At 47.4% G+C, this 21,214-nt stretch carries 21 protein-coding genes; 5 read left to right on the top strand and 16 right to left on the bottom strand.

Annotation, left to right across the window (positions count from 1 at the left end; all coding sequences use genetic code 11):
* Nucleotides 1-44: 44 nt before the first annotated feature.
* From G9U52_RS18875 to G9U52_RS18840, 8 genes are all read right to left on the bottom strand, one after another.
* Nucleotides 45-1,061 (bottom strand): LacI family DNA-binding transcriptional regulator, encoded by a 1,017-nt coding sequence (locus G9U52_RS18875; protein WP_166152181.1) that lies wholly within the window; start codon nucleotides 1,059-1,061, stop codon nucleotides 45-47.
* 111 nt (nucleotides 1,062-1,172) lie between these two features.
* Nucleotides 1,173-1,547 (bottom strand): response regulator, encoded by a 375-nt coding sequence (locus G9U52_RS18870; protein ID WP_166152180.1) that lies wholly within the window; start codon nucleotides 1,545-1,547, stop codon nucleotides 1,173-1,175.
* A gap of 135 nt (nucleotides 1,548-1,682) precedes the next feature.
* Complete coding sequence (locus G9U52_RS18865; RefSeq protein ID WP_166152179.1) at nucleotides 1,683-2,408, bottom strand: SDR family NAD(P)-dependent oxidoreductase; 726 nt, start codon at nucleotides 2,406-2,408, stop codon at nucleotides 1,683-1,685.
* Nucleotides 2,408-3,118, bottom strand: a complete 711-nt coding sequence (locus G9U52_RS18860) for a ThuA domain-containing protein (RefSeq protein ID WP_166152178.1) — start codon at nucleotides 3,116-3,118, stop codon at nucleotides 2,408-2,410. The genes G9U52_RS18865 and G9U52_RS18860 overlap by 1 nt, the downstream gene beginning before the upstream one ends.
* 68 nt (nucleotides 3,119-3,186) lie before the next feature.
* On the bottom strand, nucleotides 3,187-4,734 hold the full coding sequence (locus G9U52_RS18855) for an extracellular solute-binding protein (RefSeq protein ID WP_166152177.1): 1,548 nt from the start codon (nucleotides 4,732-4,734) through the stop codon (nucleotides 3,187-3,189).
* A 68-nt stretch (nucleotides 4,735-4,802) separates the two neighbouring features.
* A complete protein-coding gene (locus G9U52_RS18850) occupies nucleotides 4,803-5,681 on the bottom strand; it encodes a carbohydrate ABC transporter permease (protein WP_166152176.1) in 879 nt (292 codons plus the stop codon).
* Nucleotides 5,682-5,698: 17 nt separating this feature from the next.
* On the bottom strand, nucleotides 5,699-6,658 hold the full coding sequence (locus tag G9U52_RS18845) for an ABC transporter permease (RefSeq protein ID WP_243767440.1): 960 nt from the start codon (nucleotides 6,656-6,658) through the stop codon (nucleotides 5,699-5,701).
* Between the two features lie 309 nt (nucleotides 6,659-6,967).
* Nucleotides 6,968-9,268 carry a helix-turn-helix domain-containing protein gene (locus tag G9U52_RS18840; RefSeq protein WP_166152175.1) on the bottom strand — a complete coding sequence of 767 codons (2,301 nt, stop codon included), beginning with the start codon at nucleotides 9,266-9,268 and terminating at the stop codon, nucleotides 6,968-6,970.
* A 96-nt stretch (nucleotides 9,269-9,364) separates the two neighbouring features.
* Between G9U52_RS18840 and G9U52_RS18835 the strand changes: the two genes are divergently transcribed.
* Nucleotides 9,365-10,315 (top strand): glycoside hydrolase family protein, encoded by a 951-nt coding sequence (locus G9U52_RS18835; RefSeq protein ID WP_166152174.1) that lies wholly within the window; start codon nucleotides 9,365-9,367, stop codon nucleotides 10,313-10,315.
* Nucleotides 10,316-10,560: 245 nt separating this feature from the next.
* On the opposite strand, the gene G9U52_RS18830 is transcribed toward G9U52_RS18835, so the two are convergent.
* From G9U52_RS18830 to G9U52_RS18795, 8 genes are all read right to left on the bottom strand, one after another.
* Nucleotides 10,561-11,514: an aldo/keto reductase gene (locus G9U52_RS18830; protein ID WP_166152173.1), complete on the bottom strand. Its 954-nt coding sequence runs from the start codon at nucleotides 11,512-11,514 to the stop codon at nucleotides 10,561-10,563.
* A 338-nt stretch (nucleotides 11,515-11,852) separates the two neighbouring features.
* The gene (locus G9U52_RS18825; RefSeq protein WP_207953061.1) at nucleotides 11,853-12,602 is read right to left on the bottom strand and encodes a maleate cis-trans isomerase family protein; all 750 of its coding nucleotides are present in this window, start codon (nucleotides 12,600-12,602) and stop codon (nucleotides 11,853-11,855) included.
* A gap of 32 nt (nucleotides 12,603-12,634) precedes the next feature.
* Entirely contained in the window at nucleotides 12,635-13,423 is a 789-nt protein-coding gene (locus G9U52_RS18820; protein WP_166152171.1) for an ABC transporter ATP-binding protein, read from the bottom strand.
* A gap of 24 nt (nucleotides 13,424-13,447) precedes the next feature.
* Nucleotides 13,448-14,257, bottom strand: a complete 810-nt coding sequence (locus G9U52_RS18815; RefSeq protein ID WP_166152170.1) for an ABC transporter permease — start codon at nucleotides 14,255-14,257, stop codon at nucleotides 13,448-13,450.
* The gene (locus G9U52_RS18810) at nucleotides 14,250-15,317 is read right to left on the bottom strand and encodes an ABC transporter substrate-binding protein (RefSeq protein WP_207953060.1); all 1,068 of its coding nucleotides are present in this window, start codon (nucleotides 15,315-15,317) and stop codon (nucleotides 14,250-14,252) included. The genes G9U52_RS18815 and G9U52_RS18810 overlap by 8 nt, the downstream gene beginning before the upstream one ends.
* Nucleotides 15,318-15,467: 150 nt before the next feature.
* Nucleotides 15,468-16,148, bottom strand: a complete 681-nt coding sequence (locus G9U52_RS18805) for a GntR family transcriptional regulator (RefSeq protein WP_166152169.1) — start codon at nucleotides 16,146-16,148, stop codon at nucleotides 15,468-15,470.
* 270 nt (nucleotides 16,149-16,418) lie between these two features.
* Nucleotides 16,419-16,949 (bottom strand): TlpA family protein disulfide reductase, encoded by a 531-nt coding sequence (locus G9U52_RS18800; protein ID WP_166152168.1) that lies wholly within the window; start codon nucleotides 16,947-16,949, stop codon nucleotides 16,419-16,421.
* Between the two features lie 2 nt (nucleotides 16,950-16,951).
* The gene (locus G9U52_RS18795; protein ID WP_166152167.1) at nucleotides 16,952-18,022 is read right to left on the bottom strand and encodes a YVTN family beta-propeller repeat protein; all 1,071 of its coding nucleotides are present in this window, start codon (nucleotides 18,020-18,022) and stop codon (nucleotides 16,952-16,954) included.
* A gap of 135 nt (nucleotides 18,023-18,157) precedes the next feature.
* Here G9U52_RS18795 and G9U52_RS18790 point away from each other — a divergent pair, with 135 nt between their 5' ends.
* The 4 genes from G9U52_RS18790 to G9U52_RS18775 all read left to right on the top strand — a co-directional run bounded on the left by G9U52_RS18790 (nucleotide 18,158) and on the right by G9U52_RS18775 (nucleotide 21,050).
* A complete protein-coding gene (locus G9U52_RS18790) occupies nucleotides 18,158-19,162 on the top strand; it encodes a sulfurtransferase (RefSeq protein ID WP_166152166.1) in 1,005 nt (334 codons plus the stop codon).
* Nucleotides 19,163-19,177: 15 nt separating this feature from the next.
* Complete coding sequence (locus G9U52_RS18785) at nucleotides 19,178-19,576, top strand: rhodanese-like domain-containing protein (protein WP_166152165.1); 399 nt, start codon at nucleotides 19,178-19,180, stop codon at nucleotides 19,574-19,576.
* Complete coding sequence (locus tag G9U52_RS18780; protein ID WP_166152164.1) at nucleotides 19,573-19,833, top strand: sulfurtransferase TusA family protein; 261 nt, start codon at nucleotides 19,573-19,575, stop codon at nucleotides 19,831-19,833. The genes G9U52_RS18785 and G9U52_RS18780 overlap by 4 nt, the downstream gene beginning before the upstream one ends.
* Before the next feature lie 98 nt (nucleotides 19,834-19,931).
* Nucleotides 19,932-21,050 (top strand): YeeE/YedE family protein, encoded by a 1,119-nt coding sequence (locus G9U52_RS18775; protein ID WP_166152163.1) that lies wholly within the window; start codon nucleotides 19,932-19,934, stop codon nucleotides 21,048-21,050.
* The last annotated feature ends 164 nt before the right edge of the window (nucleotides 21,051-21,214 follow it).

Here is a 21,214-nt window from a genome sequence, read left to right as displayed (position 1 = left end):
TACCTTGTGCCCAAAAAAAAGATTCAGCAAGCAATTATATACAATTACACCGAGCTTCTTTCAATAAATTGCGGCGGTAAATAGATTTGCTGCTGCTCCGCATCCGGATTGTTAATTTTATTCAGGAGAACATCCATAGCCAAGTGGCCAATTCGATCTGCATCCTGCCGAATGGTAGTTAACGGGGGATTCGTAAACTTAGCATATTCAATGTCATCGTAGCCTATTACTGCGATATCTTCGGGAATACGATAGCCCTTTTCCTGGATCGCGGACATGGCACCAACAGCGATCAAATCATTAAAAGCCAGAACAGCAGTAAAGTCCTTACATTCCGCCAAGACAGCCTGCATGACCTTATAACCACTTTCCATCGTAGACTCGCATTGATCAATAATGTGCGCTTGCTTGAACGGCAGCCCCTGCTGCTCCAATGCTTTTCTAAAGCCAACCAGCCTTTCATGGGACGAGGTGACCGAATATTTGTTGGCCAAATAAATGATGTCTCTATGGCCACGATCCATTAAATACTTAGTTGCCAAGTAGCCGCCTTCGATATCATTCGTCTTCACGATATCATGAGGCTCCTCGTCATGGATCATCCGGCTGATCAAGACATAAGGAATACCAAGATTTTTCAAGCCCAGCAAGGACTTACGCTTCATCACATCCGTCGTATAGGAAACTGAAGCAAGAATGATCCCTTCAACATGCTTCTCTGTTAATAAACGGATCTTCTGCTCCTCCGTTTCTTTGGACTCATTGGAATTACAGAGAATGATATTATACCCATGCTTATCAGCAGAAGCCTCGATCCCCTTCAGTACGGTAGAATAATTGGGGCTCGTATTATCGGAAAGAATAACCCCGATCGTTTTCATGGAGCCGCCTTGAAGGCCACGCCCGAATAAATTCGGCACATAATGAAGCTCTTCCGCTTTATTCAGAATGGCTTTACGCAGCTCCTCCCGAACGCCTGGCTTGTGGTTCAGCACTTTGGATACGGTCTTTGGGGAGACTTGAAATAAGTCCGCTAATGTTTTTAAAGTAATTTTTTCCATCAATCTCATCCTAAGCTCGAGGTTTGGTAAGCGTTTACTATCGTGTCTAAATATTAAAACAGCCGCTCCACTTTGTCAATTGCTTTCGCTTCCCCATCCATCGCGAGCCTATCACGGCACTGGCAATACACCTAGTACTTTATCCACAGACTCAAGAACACGCTCCTTTTGAAAAGGCTTCACAATAAAATCCTTGGCTCCGGAGGTGATTGCCTGAACGACCATTGCTTTTTGCCCCATTGCCGAGCACATGATGATTTTGGCTGCTGGATCTAGCTTGCGAATTTCTTTCACCGCTTCCACCCCGTCCATTTCGGGCATTGTAATATCCATCGTGACCAGCTCTGGTTTTATTTTCATATATAATTGCACGGCTTCCAGGCCATTTGCTGCCTCTCCAACCACTTCATGCCCGCCTTCGATCAGCATGGTTCTTAGCATCATTCTCATAAACGCCGCATCATCCACTACCATTATTTTCGCCATCCGCTAAAACCCCCTGATTTCTATAACTAGCTATACGCCACTATAACAGATAGACATTTAGTCGGTTTTAGTTTCCTTCTATTAATTCGTTAGTATTCTAAACAGTTTGCTAACAAATGCCATTTTGCTGTTAGCTTACCAAGGTAATTCATGCCCCGTATCGGCTTCGATATAAATTGGCCGTTCACGGATTTCATCCTTGCATTCTTCAATCCTTTGTAGAATATGAGCCGCCGCCTCTTCGGGCGTGTACGTACCCGCATCGCTCCATGTACCGTGCATATAGGTCTTCACCCAGCCGGGATGCACCAAAAGAACACGCCCACCCTCCTTGCGAATACGGTTATGGATGATGGAAGAGCCCATATTTAATGCTGCTTTAGCCATGCAGTATCCATACCAGGCTTCACGGTAGCTGTTCCCGATGCTGCCTGCCTCGGACGAGATCGACACAATCAGCTTGCCGCCATTCATAAGGGGCCTGATCAAAGCGTTCGACAAACGAATCGCACCCAGCGCGGTGATGTTATACACCGTCTGAATCTCATCGAAATCGATATCATCACCCATGGTCTTATGGGTGTCACCAAGAATCGCTGCATTATTGATCAATATATCCAATCGGTCGGTCTTGCTCTCAATGTACAAGGCAGCATCCCTTACGCTTTGGTCGCTGCCTACATCCAGTGTGAATGCGTATAATTGCCCCGGAAATTGTAGCGCCAGCCGGTTGATATGCTCATTGCCCGGAATAACGCCTCCCGCAAATACGATATAACCCGCAGACAGCAAATCCTTCGTCAGCGCCAATCCAATACCTCTGTCAGTACCGGATATGCAAGCGGTTTTCACTGTATTCATTAAGCTTCCCCCTTCATATTAGCTGCCCAAATCGTCCCTCGCCTTAATGTCTCCCGCACCTCTTCGACGAGATAAGCGTTCCTGTCATGCCCCAGCAAGGTTTGGTAAACCCTGGAGCTGTGATACTGGCTTACCCAGGCCAACGGCTCAGCTTGGTTCGTTATTTGCGAAACCGCCGAATAAAGAATATGGATATCAACCTCGCCTTCTTGATGAAAATAAAGCTCATCCTGAACCATAAACGATGGGATGCCCTGCGTAATCGGGTGGGAGCCGTCGGTAATTGTGACTTCGAACTCCCCGTATCGGTCATGTCTGCTACCGCCATGATGGTTCCATACTCTTGGCACCATCCGGCGGTATTCCGACCAATCGGATTGGCCGGCTTCAGGCAAGGAGAAATGGAAGGCCCCATTGGCAAAATGCAAAATCACCAGCCCGCCGCCCTGCTCTGCGAAGGCTACCAGATTGGTTTTCGCTTGCGCGCTTAGCTCTGTGGGATCCTGCCAATTGCAATAATTAAAGGCGATCACATCAAAAGCTAATAAGGATTCATCGGCCAGCACCTCAATTTCATAGGAAACGGTGACATGGATCGATTCCTTTTCCTCAAGCGCTTCCTTAATTAATGGGGTCGTTTCCTCCCAATGATGCCATTTGTGATTGTCGTTTCCCGAAATAAGCAAAACCTTAATTAGGTTGTCTGGCATGCTTTCATCCCCTTCTCATCCTTGGAGCGAGGAGAGGCATTTCTGCCCCCGCCCTGCCCCTGCTTCTTTTACTTACCACTTTTCGCATATTGCGCGGTATATTCTTCGATCACTTTATCGCCGCCTGCTTTTCGCCATTGCTCAATCGCTTGCTTCCAGCCTGCCTCATCAAGCTTGCCCAATACAAATTTAGTACGGGCATCATCAATGATGGGTTTTAGCTCATTGCCTTTGGTAGTTTGGGTATCCGACACCAGCGGGTTAACCGGGTTACTAACGACGATCGATTCGTTATCCTTAATCATCTTGTTATACTTTTCCATCAGCGGTGTTTCTTTGCCTGTGGTTTTGGCCGAATATTTGGCGACCTGCAGCTGGAGGTAGCTTGAGCCCACCTCGGTATCCTGCAGCTTTTGGTCAATAAAGGCCGGCTTGCCCTCCTCTATTTTATAATGCCTGCCTTCCACGCCCCAGCCGAGTAAATCCAGCATCTTTTGATCGGACAGCTTATCGAAAAATCCCAGAATCTGCTTCAGCTCCGCCTCGGACTTCACACTGGACTTTGGAAACATAAACACACTGTTATAGCCTTGGCCCCCCGGCGACCTTTCACCTGCTGTGCCTTTAATACGGCTCACTACATCGACGTCCGCTCCCGGGAAGGTTTTGGTCAGTGAGGCTTGGTAGCCCGCAGCATCCAGCATACTGGAAATAACGGCACCGGCTTTGCCTTGATTCATATCATCCTTCTTCTGTTGGTTGTTCATCACAGGGAAATCCTGCTTGATCAGCTTTTCGTCGTACAGCTTTTTATAAAATTTCATCGCTTCAAAATACGCTGGCGACAAGAAATCCGGGCTCAGCTTGCTGTCCTTCACTTCCCAGCCGTTCGGGGCACCCATATAGGAAGCAACTACCAGGAAGCCATCCATCGTTTTCTCATCGGTTAAGCCTACCGTATCCTGCTTGCCATTCTTATCCGGATCACCAAGCGTGAAGCCCTTCAGTACGGCATATAGCTCATCGATCGTTTTCGGTTCACTAAGGCCCAGGCTTTTCAACCAGTCACTGCGAAAAATAATGCCGTTAGGCGTCAAGTCACGGGCACGGAATAACCCATAAATTTTGCCATCCACCTTAATGTTGTCAAAGACGGACTTATTCATTTTCGCCAAATTCGGAAAATCATTCAAATACGGACCGACCTCCCAAAATACACCGGAGCGGACAGCGCTCAAAATGTTGGAGTCCTTATTGTTTTGCACAAGCAATGCCTTGGGAAGCTCCCCTGAAGCAATGGTCACATTGACCTTCTCCTTATAAGAGGAGTTGGGTACCCATGAAATATCCAGCTTCGTATTCGTGTATTCTTCAATCTTTTTCTGTACATCGCTGTCCGCCTTAGGCGGCTCGGCATACATTAAAGTCATAACGCTTAAGTTTAAGGGACCCTTGTTTTCCACTTCCGTACTTGCTCCATTCGTTCCTGCCACCGGACCATTACTTCCACAGCCTGCAAGTAGAGCCGATAAGCCTAACAGCACACCCATCGTTGTAACACTTGCTTTTTTCATGCCTTTTTTGCCCATGCTTAAATTGCCCCTATATCGTTTCATTGCCATATTGCCTCCCTAATCTAATTTTATGTGAACGCTTTCCTAATAACAACTATTAGGAGCTTTTTTCAACCTTTTACAGATCCAAGCAAAACTCCCTTGGCAAAATGCTTCTGCAAAAACGGGTACACCAGCAAAATCGGTACTGTTGAAATCACAATAACAGCCATCTTAATAATTTGCGGCGGCGGCTGTACAAAATTTTGGTCAAACTGCGTCGAGTCGCCAATCCCGCCTTGGGAGAGGATCACAATTTGCCTGAGCCATACCTGAATCGGCCACATTTTGGAATCGTTGATATAGAGGATTGCACTAAAAAAAGTATTCCAATGCCCCACTGCGTAAAATAACGCAAACGTAGCCAGCACCGGAGCTGATAGGGGGAGCACGATGCGAACGAGCAGCCCTACATCGCTGCAGCCATCTATCTTGGCCGCCTCCTCAAGCCCCTCCGGCAGCTGCCGGAAAAAGCTCACGATCACAATCAGGTTAAATGCGCTGATCGCATTCGGAATAAGCAGCGCCCAATAGCTGTTTAGCAGGCCGACAGCCTTCACTACCAGAAAGGTGGGCAGGATGCCACCGTTAAACAGCATCGTAAACACCACGAGCATCATGCAAATTTTTCGCCCATCAAAGTCCTGCCTCGATAACGGATACGCGAGCAGCGATGTGAACACCAGATTAATCAGTGTCCCCACTATCGTAATGCCTACGGTGACGACCAGGCTGTGGACGATCGTGCTCGTGGAGAAAATATAACGGTATCCCTCCAGCGAGAAGGTAGTCGGGAATAAAATAAAGCCACGCCTGAGCACCTCCTCCGGTTCTGCGAACGAAACCGCAAGAATGTAAATAAAGGGGATTAACGTCACCAATGCGGATACCACTAAAAAGGTATAATTAAAGCCGTCAAATATGCGGTTTCCCAAGCCTTTGCTGTCCATTCTGTACCTTCTCCCTCCTAATACAGGCCGCTTTCGCCGAATTTTTTGGCCAACCGATTGGCACCTACCACCAGCACCAACCCGACCAGCGATTTGAATAAGCCCACTACGGTGCTATAGCTGAATTGTCCTTGTTGAATGCCGACATTGTATACATACGTATCAAAAACTTCGCCTACCTCACGGTTCATGGCGTTAAGCATCAGGAAAATTTGTTCAAAGCCAGTATCGAGAAAAGAGCCGAGCCTCAGGATGAACAGAATCACGATGACACTGCGTATCGCCGGGAGCGTAATATGCCATAACCTGCGAAAGCGTCCTGCTCCATCGATCGTAGCCGCTTCATATAGTTGGGGGTCTACTCCGGCCAAAGCCGCCAGGAAAATAATCGTCCCCCAGCCCGTCTCCTTCCAAATTACCTGTGAAACGATCATCGTACGGAACCATTCACTGGAAATGAGAAATTCGGCTTTTGCTAGTCCCAAAGAAGCAAGCACATCGTTGACAATCCCGCCCTCGGTCGTGAAAAAGATGTAAGAAATCCCCACCACGACCACCCAGGATACAAAATGTGGAATGTACACAATTGTTTGGATGGTTCGTTTAAAGGCCTCCTTGCGAATTTCATTCAGCAACAAAGCCAAAATAATCGGCAAGGGGAAAAAGAACACCAGATTGTACACGGCCAATATAATCGTGTTCTGAAACAGCATGACGAAGGAAGCATCGAAGAAAAACCGCTCGAAATGCTTAAGCCCTACCCAATTACTGCGCAGCATGCCGAGTGCAGGCTGATAATCCTGAAAGGCGATCAGCAACCCCCACATGGGCACATAACGAAAAACAATAAAAAAAAGCATACCCGGCAATGCCATCGCATAAAGCCATCTGTTCTTAATCAGACGGGCCAGCCTTTGGCGGGCAATGCTTCGTGTAACCAATTTCGGCTTTAACGGTGCGGAAGTAAGCTCCACCATCCCATGTCCTCCTTCGATTCCTGTTGATAGCGCCAGCATACCTAAGCCGCGGGTTGCGTTCAATAATCAGCAGCGCTCCACCTGCTGTTAGGAGCTAAAAGCAGGAATAAACAAGAGATTATGCCAGCTTTAATAGGGCTTATAATCACTAGCGTCCCTCGGTAATAATCCTTGAAGGCTCAAGGAAAACCAGGCTTAAGAAGGGACGCCTTACTCAAAAAAAAGAAGCGCAGGCTTAGCGCTTCTCACGGATACCGCTTATTCTCAAATACCACTTCTCTCGGACACCACTATTAACAGCAAACCCTTTCACTGCTCTTTTACTTTTTGCTCCCTGTATTGGCCGGGCGTCATCCCCTCCAGCTTGCGGAAATGGCGGATGAAATTTTGTTCGTTCGTATATTGCAACCGCTCAGCTACCTCGGTGATCTTCATTTCCGTTCCACTCAGCCAGCTTTTCGCCATATCATGGCGGAACCCGGCCAAGTAATCGCTGAAATTCATACCAGTTTCCTTGCGGAACATCCGGCGTATATAATGCGTGCTGTAATTCATCCGCATCGCGCAATGGTCTAGCGTAAGGTCGCTGTCATAATTGTCGTGGATCAAATCCATGACAGATCTTGAAATACTTTTGCCTGACGAATCATGCCGTTTGCGTGTTAGCTCGATCATCGGATGAATAATCTGCGTCTTGAACCAGCCCTCCACTTCCTGTGTTGTTTTGAGGCTGAATAGCTGTTCATACTCATTGCGATGCTCCTGGGAAAACAGCTCTCCGGTATCCCCCATATCGTACATCACCCGTGCCAGATCGGTTAACAGCATCGCAAAGGACATTCGATACAGATTCGGGTCGGTCTCTACCCGAATGACCTCCTGAATAATTTGTTGGAGCAGCTCGCAGGCCCGCTCCTTATCGAGCAAGGCTATCGCCTGTGTGAGCTCCGACACCAAATGGTGCGGATAGTAATGGCGGGACGCCTGCTGCGGCAGCAGATCGTCCAGATGAAGAATCGCTTTTTCTCCGAGGCGAATCCGGTATTGCAGCGCTTCCTTGGCCTCAAGCAGCGCTTGCGGCGTTGCATACATCAGCTCATAAGGTCGGCTGATGCCGATGCTGGCCTTAAGCCCCAGGAATTCGTCAACCGCCCGCTGCACGGATTCGGCAAGGCTGCTTAGCTCTCCGAGCAGCGCCCGATGATCCTCTTCGCTGCTGCCAACCAGCGTCACCTGGTAATTACCAACCAGCATCGCGTGGATCCGCTGCGGCGGCGGAATAAGCTCAGCGGCGATATTATTGATTGCAAACAAGAGCAGATCCTGCTCACTAGCCTTGTAGCGCGTTTGCTCCAGCGTATCGATTTGCAGAACCAATACCGCATACCGACGCCATACAGGTAGCTGAAACTGACTGGCTTTCTCCTCCAGCTCACTGCGGTAGAGCTCGCCTTGGAACAGCTTAAGCATAAAGTAGTCGATGAGCTGTCCGGATTGGATCTTCATTTGGTTTTCCAATTGCTCCTTGGACTGGTGCAGCGAAGCAAATTGTGAGCCAATCCATTGCCATTCGTCCTTCGCCTCAGCGCCCCCTCCGATGGACAGCTTGCTGTGGCGCATCGTAAACTCCATCAGCCTGCGCATCGGAAAAGACATCCGCATGGAGCCCCAATAAGACAGGAGCGCGGTAAATAACAGCAAGAGCAAGCATGCCGTCAATGTGGCCCAGCCAATCGAGGCGGATTCCTTCCTTGCTTCCTCTATGGGAATGACGGATACATATATCCAATTATTGTAGCGGGACTGGTTATAGCTTACACTATAAGGGATGCCCATGGAGGTGCTGTTGATATAGCCTTGCGTACTGCCCGTGGCCTGCAGCTCCTTCGACCAAGGCTCAGCTAATACGCTTTGCCCAATTCTTACCGCATTGCTATGTATAATAATATTCATCTTATCATCAACAACCATCGTTTCACGGGTCGAGAACCCACCCGTCAGCAGCTTGGCCAGCTCCGTATTCGATACACGGACCGTTAAGTAGCCCTTTGGCTCAGCCGCCGTGGAGGGGATCGTTTTCACCAGCTTGATCCCAGCAAAGGCTTGATCCACATTGGGAACCCAGCGGGAATTATAGGCAGAGTTCAGGGATGCTGCTTCCTTAGCCACTGCCGTCCCAAAGTAAAAGCCTCCGTCCTTGATATACCAATCGTTACGGCTATGAAGCTCGACATCCTTGACCCCCAGCTCATACGTCTGCACGCCCAGAAGCCCCTTAACGAGCGAGTCGATGTCTTGAAAATCTTCAATTTCCAGACGCTTGGCTATCGCGTTGGCTACAAAGGGCGTATCCGCATAACGACCCGACACCTGGTCTATTAACTTAAGGATCTGCTCCACCCTGCTCTGCGACTGCTGTAAAATGAAAACGTTTGCTTCATTAACTTTATTTTGAACCGTGGAAGTGGATTGAAAGAAGGCGTACATGCCTAGGCATAGCAGTGGAATTGTACTAATCAACGTTGTAAACGTCATCAGTTTAATGAAAAAAGAGAATCGCGGGGGCATAGCTTCCTCCATCAGCATATTTAATGGTTCCCATTGTATCATATGGCTCTGCTTTTGAGGATAATTGTTTTTTTATGTTCATTATGGATTAATTTTACTATGCTATATACACTTAAATCAAAAAGGAGGCACTAACCGATGGCTATTCAACCTAAGCTTTCTTCCAGGAGGGCACCTTTATTTCGTGACCCAATCTATGATGGTGCCGCAGATCCAACGCTCATTTGGAATCGCCAAGCCAAGGAATGGTGGATGATTTATACGAATCGGCGCGCGACATCAGATGGGGTTGGCGTTCAGTGGGTTCATGGTACTGACCTTGGTGTGGCTTCCTCCGCAGATGGCGGCCAAAGCTGGCTGTACCGGGGAACCCTTGCCGGCCTGGAGCTGGAATGGGGGCGTAATACGTTCTGGGCTCCCGAGGTTTACTGGCATGAAGGCGTGTACCATATGTATGTCAGCTATATTCAGGGCGTCCCTCTGCAATGGGAGGGGCATAAACGTGAGATTTTGCATTATACGAGCCCTGATTTATTGCAATGGACATTCAGGTCCCGGCTTCAGCTTAGCTCGGAGCGTGTAATTGATGCCTGCGTGCATACGTTGCCTGATGGACGCTTTCGGATGTGGTACAAGGACGAGGACAACCAATCCCACACCTACGCCGCGGACAGCGAGGATTTGTACAATTGGCATGTAGTCGGAGCCGTAATTACGGATCGCGCCCATGAGGGACCCAACGTATTTATCTTAAGCGGCAGCTATTGGATGATCGTGGACGAATGGCGGGGACAAGGTGTGTACCAATCGGAGGATGGCAGCCATTGGGTGAAAAACGGGCTCATTCTCGATCAGCCCGGACAGCGTGAGGACGACCAAGCTATCGGGCTTCATGCCGATGTTGTTGTTCAAGGCGAGCATGCTTATATTTTTTATTTCACCCATCCCGAGCGAATACCCGGCCAGCCTGAACGAACGTACAAGGAACGCCGTTCCTCTATTCAAGTCGCCAAGCTGGAGGTTATAGATGGCAAGCTGATTTGTGACCGCGATGCCCCGTTTGGTTTGCAACTGGTGGAGCCGGAGTGACAAGAGCCGGAGATCGTCTCTAAACGATATTCACGCTTCTTCTCATTGAAACGCAGAACAAAAAAAGACCACTTTCTGGAGGTCGTTTGTATCACCAAACGAACGACTTCCATAAAGATGGCCTTATACTTCTTGCCTCACGGTGCCCAAGCATGGCTCGGAGAGGGAGTCCCTGTGGCGGAAGCGAAAAAAAATCCGTCCGTCAATTCCGACACAGTTATACGCTCCAGCAACCTATCTCTTAGCTACCACCCTGGAAAACGACTACCCGCGGCAGTACCTTTTGGCGAGATGCGTTCGATTTCCGCCAGATCGCCTGCTGATAGGGAAACCTGCAACGCACCAAGGTTTTCCTGTACTCTATCCAGCCTTTTCGTTCCCGGAATCGGAACGATCTGCTCGCCCTGCGCCAGCAGCCAAGCCAGCCCCAACTGGGCGGCGGTGCAGCCTTTTTGCGCAGCCATCCCTTCGATCAAGGCGACGACCTCCAGGTTTTTGGCGAAATTATCGCCTTGGAACCGTGGATAATGGTGGCGATAATCGTCCGCCGCCAGGTCGTCGAACTTCTTGATCTGGCCGGTCAGGAAGCCTCGCCCCAGCGGGCTGTAGGGCACGAGGCCAATCCCCAGCTCCTTCAGGAGCGGCAGGATCTCGTCTTCGACTTCCCTGCTCCACAAGGAGTATTCAGTTTCCACCGCGGTAATCGGATGTACCGCATGCGCGCGGAGGATGATATCGGCAGGTGCCTCCGACAGACCGATATAACGAATTTTTCCTTCCTTAACTAGTTCCGCCATCGTTCCAACCGTCTCTTCGATCGGGGTATTGGGATCAACTCTGTGCTGATAATACAGATCGATATAGTCGATTCCGAGATGATACAGGCTGGCATCAACGGACTTTTTGATATACGCCGGATCTCCCTTGGGACCTTGAGTGTGTGTGATCCCGAATTTGGTCGCAATCACAGCCTCCTCCCGCCGGCTCTTGAGCGCCCGTCCAACCAGCTTCTCATTGCCTCCGAAACGGTGCTTTGCGTACTCCTCGCCATAAAGATCCGCTGTATCGAACATCGTTACGCCAAGATCCAGCGCCCCCAGAATCGTGCGCACTGAATCTTCGTTGTTTGGCATCATCATGGTGCCAAGCCCCAAGGCCGATACTTCCAGCCCTTGGCTTCCCAGTTTTCTTTTCTGCATGGCCAGGTCCCTCTTTTCTTTCGGATGATGAATATTTGAGATCATAAATAGTGGAGATCATAAATAACCTAAATATTGGAGGTCACAAGCATTCGTGAGTCATGGATGATGAACCATATACTCATTCTAATCGACCTGTAAGGAGACAGCCACAGTAGGTTTATGCTAGTACCCAGATTACTAGGCTAAAGAATCAACTACAAGATGGCCTTATATGATGTGCAATTGAACGAATTGGAAAGGGCAGCCTGTAAGCTATGACACACAAAAATGAGCCATACAAAGGGAATGGATCACCCTTATATGACTCATCTATTACAATCACGCCCGAAGAATTACTAAATCTTATTCGACATCTCCTGAAACTCTTTAGCTGCAAACAACTTCCCCCAGCCGGAAATGGATTGCGGAGAAATACCTGCCATGTGCAAGCATTTCCAGACGACAACTGATATCGTATCTAAAACAAGAATATCCAGCTCCCGTTCCAACTCCTCTGCTAATTGAGCGGACCAAAGGTTTGTACCAAAGGTTGTAATTGCCTTAGCCCCGGAAAGCGCAACGCTCCTGACCATTCCTTTAATCGACTCTTCATCCACATTAGCGCATGCGTAGTTGTTCGATATTCCAGAGCACGCGTAATCTACACATTGCAGCCCTAGCTGACTATAATTTTCAATAATACGTTCAGCGATAGCCTGTCCAGAAGGGGAAACAAGTCCAAACTGTTTTACTTGAAAAACAGAAAATAGCTCATTCAAGGCCAGCACCGAGGTTGTCGCAGGGATTCCTGTTTCCTGTGTAATTTTTTCGCAAAGCCTCCTATCATAGTCAAAACCGAGCCATCCACCAGAGGTGCCATTATAAGCTATGACATCGACCTGCGCATCTGCCAGCAAAAGTGCTGCCTGCAGCATCGGTTCTATCGAGAACTGGCTGGCTGCTGACGATGTAAGCGAAACCTCAGTCACTTTAAATCGGGAGAAATGTGCAGCCACACCAGGGACTCCTCGAAGGATTGAACAGGTTATCGGCTCTAACACCGTGTTCGAAGAAGGTGTAAGCATTCCTAGCTTCTTTAGTTTCATTGTCATCGATTCTCCTTGTGTCTCGGCTGGATTTAGGAAGAAGAACGCGAGGCTGCTTTGGCTAGCTCCCCTTCTTCTTTCAGCAAATCGAGAATTTGTCGTTTATAACGGTTAAACGCATCGGATGTAACATCTCGCGGTCGTGGCAAGGATATCGACATCGTCTCACGAATGGTTCCCGGTCTGCGAGTCATTACAGCAACCTTAGTACCCAGTATTAACGCCTCATCAATGCTATGGGTAATAAAAATAATCGTAATTTTATGTTTTTCCCATATTTTAACCAGTTCCTCTTGCATATCCGTCTTTGTCTGTGCATCAATCGAGGCAAACGGCTCATCCATAAGGATGACCGAAGGATTCAGCATCAAGGCTCTTGCTATACCTACCCTTTGATTCATCCCACCCGAAAGCTCATGCGGATAATGGTTTTCGAACCCTTTCAAACCGACCATTTCAATGTATTCCTTCGCCCTCTCTTTACGGATGGAAGCAGCGACACCCTCAAGCTTTAAATGGAAGGACACATTTTCCCATACGGGCAGCCAAGGCATCAACGTCGGTTGTTGGAAAACAACGCCCCGTTCGGGTCCAGGTGCATCCACCCGCTTCTGATTCATCAAAACATCACCCGACGTTTGCTTCTCGAAGCCCGCAATCATATTGAGCAAGGTTGATTTCCCGCAGCCGCTGGGCCCAAGGATGCAGAGGAACTCATTTTCCTCCACATTAAGATCTACATGATCAATAGCTAACAGATTAGTTTTTCTTTTTGGATCCTCGAATATTTTGACAATTTGCTTCATTTCAATAATCGGCATGCTAGACCCCCTACCTTCTGTGCTTTATTTCATTCCTTCAATAGAAGTATTTCGCTGCCAATGGAGCATCCGGTCCATGACCTTCTTAATCAAAACATCCATCAGGAAACCCATTAACCCAATGCTCGCCATACTTGCAATAACCAAGTCATATCTCAAGAAATAATAAGAATCCCACAATACGTATCCCAATCCACTTTTCACAGCTACCATTTCAGCGGTAACCGTTAATGCCCAAGCAATTCCTATCCCTAAACGCAGACCGGTAAAAATACTGGGCAGTGCTGCCGGTAATATAACGTAGCGAATCAGCTTCCATTGTTTGGCTCCCATCATCGACGCCGCACGGATCAAGTTTTTATCCGTTGTTTTCACGCCTTGGATGGCATTGATGACAATAGGGAAGAAAGAACCAATAAAAACGAGGAAAATAGCAGGCTTATTGGCTATACCAAACCAAATAATAGCAAGCGGAATCCAGGATACCGGAGGAATCGGCCGCAGCATTTGGATGGTCGGCTCCAACAATTTCTCAATGAACTTTGACCACCCGATCGCCACACCCATTGAAACTCCAACCACCACGGCAATTAGATAGCCTGACATTACTCTCATTCCGCTGCTTAATACATCCATCACCCAAGCACCACTGTTTACCTCTGCACTTCCATTTATACCGAACACCCAATCCAACCAAACCGCCAGCACCTTACTCGGAGGGGGGAGCAGGGCCGAAGGAAACAGCCCAGATCTTGAAATGATTTCCCAAAAAACGAGGATCACACAAGGTACGATGAGACGGAATTTATATTGATTCCAAAAGCCCCTAATCATTATACCCGAGCTCTTCCTTGGACTTTCCTGTGACTTGAGATAAGAAAGTGTAGTCAATATTGGTCCCCACCTTTTCCGATACGTCTGTTTGAATATAATTCAATTCTTTCATCATCGTAACAATAGCAAGTGCCGATTTACGGTGTATTTTGTAGTCGGGGTATGCATTTTTCAAAGCTTCGCTCCCCGTTTTTTCATCCAATGGTGTGTATTTGTTAACCACATCTATCCATATTTTTTTATCGGTATCCAGCTTATTCAACAAACCAACAATACCACCCACTACTTCCTTCAAATCCTGCGGGCGTTCCTTAATAACATCTGAACGGGTAACAATTAAATTCGTCAGCTTACCTGCCGCTTGATTGTAGGGGAAGCTAAAATGCTTGGCTGTTCCGTTTAGTTTGGCCATGGAAGCAACAGGCTCTACTGTTGTAGCCATTTCCACCTCACCTTTTTCAATCGCCGTAATATGATCCGTCACATTCGGAATATTAATGATCTGTACATCCTTCAGCGGATCAATACCGTGCAGCAGAAATTCCCCCCTCATCTGGATGTCTTGAGCACTGCCCCGAGAAGCTGCTACCCGAAAAGGCTTCTTCTGTGCTTTAAAGTCCGTAATTATTTTCTTAAGTCCATCCCAATCCTCTTCCTTCAAATCCAAGCCTTTATGAATTAATATATCCGTTCCCCCGTTAACCTGGCCGGATATGGGCACGATATCTAGATCTTTTCCCATTGCGGTAATGTAATGCAAGTAAGTAATTTGTGCTACATCAATACTCTTTGATACTAGCGCAGTCAGCACGTCATTGCCGGAGGAGAAGCTGGACAGCTCCAAATTCAGGTTTTTCGTTGTATCCGGCAAAAGTGTCATCGGATAGGACATCACACTTTTGGCGTAACCCAATTTGATGATCGGATTCGGTTTGGAAGCATTTTTCGAATCGTTCTGAGAAGCTGCGCCGTCCCCTGTCTTCGTTGTGCCGCATGCTGTCAATAATAACGTCATGGCCAAACCTGCAACCATCCAAACCTTTAAACCTTTTCTTATCATACAAACCTCTCCCCTTTTGCGTATTGGAATATTAGGAATAAACAGTATGCCTCATGCTATCTTTTTCTTAGCGCTTGTATGCAATTGGATCTATAAGTCACATACAAGGTTGTATACAATGTAGGGTAAAAAAAATGACCTAACTATTTTTTAACGATGAGCTGCCTTCGACTTAAAAATATCAGCTAGAGATTTGGGATTGGTATCAGCTTCTTCATAATCCAGAACCGCTTCAATCTCCTTCAAGTGCTCCATCATCAAGCTTTCCGCAAGCTCCGCATTTCCATTACGAATGGCTACTAGAATTTTTTTGTGATCCTGACAATAAACCATCTTCCTAGTGCCGTAAAAAGCAATAATGATATAAGTGACGGAAACCAATTCTTCCAAATACCTATACTGATAGTTATTTCCTGATAGCTTCGCAATACTTAGGTGAAAATCACCGGATATTCGTAATCCCCCCAAAAAATCTCCTTGTTTATGCGCCTCATGTTCTTCATCCAGCATCGATTCCAGTTGATGAAACTGTTGATCAGTCAAGGTGCTGCAAACCTTCTTAATCGCAGCAGATTCAAGAATCCTGCGCATTTCAAACACTTCTTTGGCCTCATGGATGGTAGGACATGCTACAAATGTTCCTTTGTAGGGAACAACAGTAACCAACTTTTCACTAGCCAGCCTTCGCAAAACATTTCGCACAGGCGTTCGACTTACACCAAATGATTCAGCAAGCACATCCTCTACCAGTTGCATATTGGGGCGAAGCTTTTGCTCAATAATCGCGTCTTTAATCGCCTTATAAATCTCATTTTCATTTGCTTGCAGCATGTGTAGACGCTTCTCCTATCAGTGTCGAATAATTTAGTTCAATTCGTAATGTTATTGTAAACTAACATAACAATATACGTCAATATATATATCATATAATTATGATTATTTGTTATTCTTCATAATAATATATAATTTAGTTGTTCATTTTTACGAATAATAAATAAAACAGTAACGCAAATAAAACTAATGTCACATAAGTTAACGCAAAAAAGGGCTCGTGATAATTATCACGAGCCCTCTTTATCTTTGATTCTACTGCTCACTTGCTTACATGCTCAACTCCAGTATTCGTTGTTCCAAATGCTTGGGCTCCACAACATGCATGATTTCTACAATCTTGCCTTCCTTGTCAATCAGGAAGCTTGTCGGTATCGCTTTATAGCTGTAAATATCCATACTTCTGCCCTGATAGTCAAATAAAACCGGGAATTTGAAATCAAATTCCTTCACCATCTCCATAGCGGCTGTAACCTCATCCTGCACCGTTACATTAACCGCATAAATATCGAAGCGGTCCTTATACTGCTCATAAAGCCGCGTTAAATCCGGCGCTTCCTCGCGGCATGGCACGCACCATGACGCCCAATAGTTCAACAGCAGCGGCTTATCGCGCTTGCCCCCTACCTTGTACGTCAGCCCGTCCAATCCGGGCAGCTCCAGCAGCGGTGCCTCAAGGCCAGGCTGCGGGCCTACTCCCGCGGGCAAAGCGGTCTTCTCGTTGCGTGCCGAAATCGTCTGAAAAACCGCCAGTCCCGCAAGAAGCAGCACAACGCCCATTATGATCCAGTTACGTTTCATAGCTAGCAGCTTCCCCCGATACCAGGCAGCGCCTTCAGCTGGATGCCGTGCGGCTGTGCCCCGACTTTAATCTGCTCAACGACCTGCTGCGTTACGGTATCGATAACCGCTACTTGGTCGGTGCCGCTTAACGTGACATACGCCTTCGTCTGCTGGCGATTAAAAGCTATATGCTTCGCACCCGCCAAGTCGGTGATGGTTTTCACCACCTTGCCGCTCTGCAAATCGACGAAGCTCACCGTGCTTCCCTCCGTGCTGGTAACGATCGCGTTGAGCCCATCGTCCATAACGACCACATCCGTTGCCCCTGCCGCAACGCTGATTTTGCTCAGCTGTTTGCCGTCAGCCGTATTGTAAACCTCAAGCGTATTGTCACCAGCTGTCGGGACGTACAGCTTTTTCCCATCGTCGCTTAGCTTGATGGCACGTGGTGTTTTGCCTGTTGGGATCGTCATTTGCAGCTCCTTGGTTTTTACATTAACGACGTATACCTTATGGTTCTCATGGTCGCTCACATACAGCTTTTCGCCGATCAGTGCGAGGTAATTGGTTTTGGCTCCCGTTCCCAAATCAATCGTCCCAGCTTCCTTGCCTTCCTTCGTATCGACTAGATAGATAAATTGGGAGGCAACCGCCGCTACATACAGCATGCGGTTATCTGGCGATAGCACCATGCCATGCGGCATCGGCCCCACCGGCACCTCTTTAACTACCTTCAAGGTTTGTGTATTAATGAAGGAAATCGTACTGCTATTCATATTAGCAGCATAAGCCTCACGCATCGTTGAGGAGAAAATAACGGTGGAGGGCGCTTCAGATAGCGGAATATTACCGACAACCTTACTGGATACAACATCGATTACGGAGAGGCTGTTGGTTTTCTCGCTAGGCACATAGAACTCAATACTTGTTAATTTGCCTGCCGCGGCTTGCCCATTTATAGCAGTTTCTCCGGTTGCTCCAACTTTAGAATGCAAACGCTCAGCAGCTTCCTGCTTCGTCTCCATCGCGCAGCCGCTTAACAGGACTGCCGCCGTTATTGCCATAATTAGTAGTTTCTTTGAGTTTATCATTGCAGGCTCTCCTCACAACTTTGGACAATTCACAAGTCAAAATTAATCATTGTAAAATCATCGGATTTAATGATATTATACTAGGCATACATCTTGGAAATCAAGAAAACATTTCATCACGGAGGGAAATTGAATATGAATAAATCATTAGTTATCGTTACCTTATTGACTGTAGCTGTCGTTGCTACGGCATGCGGTCAAAAGGATACCGCCACCCCTGCTGCTACAACTCCTACTTCTGCTGCTGCTCCGGCTGCCACACCTGCCACCGCACCTAAAGCTGAGGCAAGCACGGCTGCCATTAAAGCTACCGATCCTTATCCCAATGCCCAGCTGTTAGCTGACGTTAAATGGACTGAAGAGCATTTGAAGGATGATAAGGTCAAAATATTTGATGCACGTGCTAAAGGCTACGAGCAAGGCCATATCCCAGGAGCGGTCGCTTTGAATTCCGGTCTTTTGAAGGATGCAGCTAATAACACCATTGCCTCCAAAGAAAAGATTACCGAGCTCTTTCAAAGCTTGGGTGTGAACAGCGATACAACCGTTCTCATATATGATGAAGGCAATTCTTTGAATGCTAGCCGCGTATTCTATGCTTTAGAATATTATGGCCATAAAGACAAGGTTAAAATATTAAACGGTGGATATGCCGCATGGATGGCTGCTTCCAAGGAAGTGGCTACCGATACACCAGCCGCTCCAGCAAAGGGTAGCTTCACAGCCGTTCCTAATGATAAACTAGTTACAACCAAGGAGCAATTAAAAGCTTTAGATATGCAGCAATGCACCTTGCTGGATGTTCGTTCAGCCAAAGAGTTTTCCGGTGACGACTTGCGCGGCAATCAAAAAGGCGGCCATATCGACAAAGCACTCAACCGCGAGTGGAGCGATGCTATCGATGCTAATGCCAAGGACGGCGTACCCATATTCAAAAATTATGCCGATTTGACCAAAGCCTTCGAGCAAACAGGCGTTGACAAAGACAAGAGCAAGACCGTAATTCCTTACTGCCAAACCAATATCCGCGGAGCCCATACGTATTACACGCTGCGCCTGCTTGGATACACAGATGTTCGCCCTTATGAAGGTGCATTCGCCGAATGGGGCAATGCAGCAGATACAACAGTTGTCAAATAGAAAGGAGACCACTCCATGTCAACAATTATTGATGGTATTTCCCACTTGGACTCGCTGGAGCTTAAAGAAATTTTAGCCGAATCCGGCAATCAGGTGCTGGTCATTGATGTTAGAGAGCCAGAGGAGTATGAGGCCGCCCATATTGATGGACTTCCTTTAATCCCGATGGGGGACATCAGTGATGTGATGGATCGAATGGATCCGGACAAAGAATATGTATTCGTGTGCCGCAGTGGCCGTCGCAGCTACGAGGTTGCCAAATTTTTCAACAATAACGGCTTCTCCAAGGTCCATAACTATTTAGGTGGTATGCTAGCATGGCAGCAACAGGGAAATGAAACTGCCGGCGGCCCTGCCGATGATATTCTTGAGAACTTCACACCCGAGCAATTAGAAAGGAAGGTCAACCCATGAGCTTAAATGAACAAGAGCTATTAGGATTAAAGCCGGATCATATCGTCGATGCGATTGGCGAGGTGTGCCCTCATACGTTAAACCTAGCGTTAGCCGGATTGAAAAAAGCCAAGTCAGGTGAAATTGTTGTGGAAATTACCGATCATTCGATCGCAACTAAAACCATTCCGGCAGCTGTCAAAATGAACAAATACGGAGAATTTCTCGGTGTCGCCAAAAAAGGTGGAAACTACCATATTTTCATCAAAAAAGCGTAGGCTTTAAAAACTAATTAATTTTCTTATTATTCAAATTATGCAAAAGCTTGGATATGTAAAACTCGGTTTACAATCATACGTTAGGACGGTTAACATCAATGGCTTATACTTGGGATGTATTTTTGATAGCCGCCATCTTCGGATTCCTGTATGGATTTCTGCTGCAAAAAGCTGATTTCTGCTTCGTGGCCTCCATTCGTGACTGGATCAGCGTCAAGGATACCCGAATCTTGAACGGTGTGCTGGTATTGATTGCAACAGCCCTATTGGGCTGGGGATTGGTGCTGACGCTCGACATTAAAACAGTATCCGATATCTGGACGGTACCACTGGGCGGAGCTAACCTGCTAGGCGGCATTTTATTCGGAATCGGCATGACCATTGCGGGCGGTTGCGGTTCAGGTACCCTGTACCGTTGCGGTATGGGCTACCTTCAATTCTGGATTGTGCTGCTGTTCGCAATTGCCGGCAATATGCTGTTCGCACTCCTTTACGACCCATGGGGCCGTGATGTTTTACAGCCTCTTACCTTAGTGGAAAGCGGCTATACCTTATTTTCTTGGCCGTTGCCTTATTATGTGCTTCCGGTGGGAATCGTCGCTATTATGGTGGCGATAGCTATTTACCGCTTCGGGCTCTCCGGCTTCTTCGGCGGCATCAAGTCGGCATTAACCGATTGGGAACGCAATCCCTTCAAACAATCCCATTGGGATATTCGCTTGGTGGCTTTCCTGATCGGCGTCGTCGCGACCGTGCAATTCGTGCTGATGTCCAATGTCAGCATCACAGGACCTGAGACGAGGCTGGGTGCAGTTGCACTGGCACAAATATTCGGAGATGATTTCGTATTCAATAATACGTATCTCAATTCGATGTTTGCAGATTTTCCGAGGGTTGGCCTGGGCCCTGAAGAAACCCTTATTATTTTTCTAGTCATCGGCTCGTTTGTCGCCGCCTTATTCAGTGGCAGCTTCAAGATCCGTATTCCCCGCGTATCGCGCCTGCCCTTTGCCATTGGCGGAGGCCTGCTAATGGGCATCTCGTCGCGGATCGCGCCAGGCTGCAATATTGCCAACGTAATCACCGGTATCGGCGGGCTGTCGCTAAGTAGCGTGCTTGTGCTTGTTGGGATGATCATCGGCATCTACATCGTTGTTGCTTTTGTGTTCAAAATGCCACTGATGCTGTTCCAGCGGGGCGATGCTTACGAGGATTGAGCTTATTCGGTAACTTGGGTAAGCTGATACAGCAAAAGAAACAGACTAAGACCGTAAATTGCGGCTTTAGTCTGTTTCTTTTTTATTGCGTATTGTGGCCAAGGAATCAAGGAATGAAAGATCCTAATCAAAGTCTGGCGTCATGTACATAGGCGTGTGCTCAT

Source organism: Paenibacillus agricola (genome assembly GCF_011440305.1).
In the GTDB taxonomy this organism is placed as follows: domain Bacteria; phylum Bacillota; class Bacilli; order Paenibacillales; family NBRC-103111; genus Paenibacillus_S; species Paenibacillus_S agricola.
This window is presented reverse-complemented; position numbering and strand designations above follow the sequence as displayed.

Bases quoted from the DNA above. Each gene is read 5' to 3' on its own strand.
- G9U52_RS18875 (WP_166152181.1), bottom strand. From the start codon at position 1,061: ATGGAAAAAATTACTTTAAAAACATTAGCGGACTTATTTCAAGTCTCC.
- G9U52_RS18870 (WP_166152180.1), bottom strand. From the start codon at position 1,547: ATGGCGAAAATAATGGTAGTGGATGATGCGGCGTTTATGAGAATGATG.
- G9U52_RS18865 (WP_166152179.1), bottom strand. From the start codon at position 2,408: ATGAATACAGTGAAAACCGCTTGCATATCCGGTACTGACAGAGGTATT.
- G9U52_RS18860 (WP_166152178.1), bottom strand. From the start codon at position 3,118: ATGCCAGACAACCTAATTAAGGTTTTGCTTATTTCGGGAAACGACAAT.
- G9U52_RS18855 (WP_166152177.1), bottom strand. From the start codon at position 4,734: ATGAAACGATATAGGGGCAATTTAAGCATGGGCAAAAAAGGCATGAAA.
- G9U52_RS18850 (WP_166152176.1), bottom strand. From the start codon at position 5,681: ATGGACAGCAAAGGCTTGGGAAACCGCATATTTGACGGCTTTAATTAT.
- G9U52_RS18845 (WP_243767440.1), bottom strand. From the start codon at position 6,658: ATGGTGGAGCTTACTTCCGCACCGTTAAAGCCGAAATTGGTTACACGA.
- G9U52_RS18840 (WP_166152175.1), bottom strand. From the start codon at position 9,268: ATGATACAATGGGAACCATTAAATATGCTGATGGAGGAAGCTATGCCC.
- G9U52_RS18835 (WP_166152174.1), top strand. From the start codon at position 9,365: ATGGCTATTCAACCTAAGCTTTCTTCCAGGAGGGCACCTTTATTTCGT.
- G9U52_RS18830 (WP_166152173.1), bottom strand. From the start codon at position 11,514: ATGCAGAAAAGAAAACTGGGAAGCCAAGGGCTGGAAGTATCGGCCTTG.
- G9U52_RS18825 (WP_207953061.1), bottom strand. From the start codon at position 12,602: ATGAAACTAAAGAAGCTAGGAATGCTTACACCTTCTTCGAACACGGTG.
- G9U52_RS18820 (WP_166152171.1), bottom strand. From the start codon at position 13,423: ATGCCGATTATTGAAATGAAGCAAATTGTCAAAATATTCGAGGATCCA.
- G9U52_RS18815 (WP_166152170.1), bottom strand. From the start codon at position 14,257: ATGATTAGGGGCTTTTGGAATCAATATAAATTCCGTCTCATCGTACCT.
- G9U52_RS18810 (WP_207953060.1), bottom strand. From the start codon at position 15,317: ATGATAAGAAAAGGTTTAAAGGTTTGGATGGTTGCAGGTTTGGCCATG.
- G9U52_RS18805 (WP_166152169.1), bottom strand. From the start codon at position 16,148: ATGCTGCAAGCAAATGAAAATGAGATTTATAAGGCGATTAAAGACGCG.
- G9U52_RS18800 (WP_166152168.1), bottom strand. From the start codon at position 16,949: ATGAAACGTAACTGGATCATAATGGGCGTTGTGCTGCTTCTTGCGGGA.
- G9U52_RS18795 (WP_166152167.1), bottom strand. From the start codon at position 18,022: ATGATAAACTCAAAGAAACTACTAATTATGGCAATAACGGCGGCAGTC.
- G9U52_RS18790 (WP_166152166.1), top strand. From the start codon at position 18,158: ATGAATAAATCATTAGTTATCGTTACCTTATTGACTGTAGCTGTCGTT.
- G9U52_RS18785 (WP_166152165.1), top strand. From the start codon at position 19,178: ATGTCAACAATTATTGATGGTATTTCCCACTTGGACTCGCTGGAGCTT.
- G9U52_RS18780 (WP_166152164.1), top strand. From the start codon at position 19,573: ATGAGCTTAAATGAACAAGAGCTATTAGGATTAAAGCCGGATCATATC.
- G9U52_RS18775 (WP_166152163.1), top strand. From the start codon at position 19,932: ATGGCTTATACTTGGGATGTATTTTTGATAGCCGCCATCTTCGGATTC.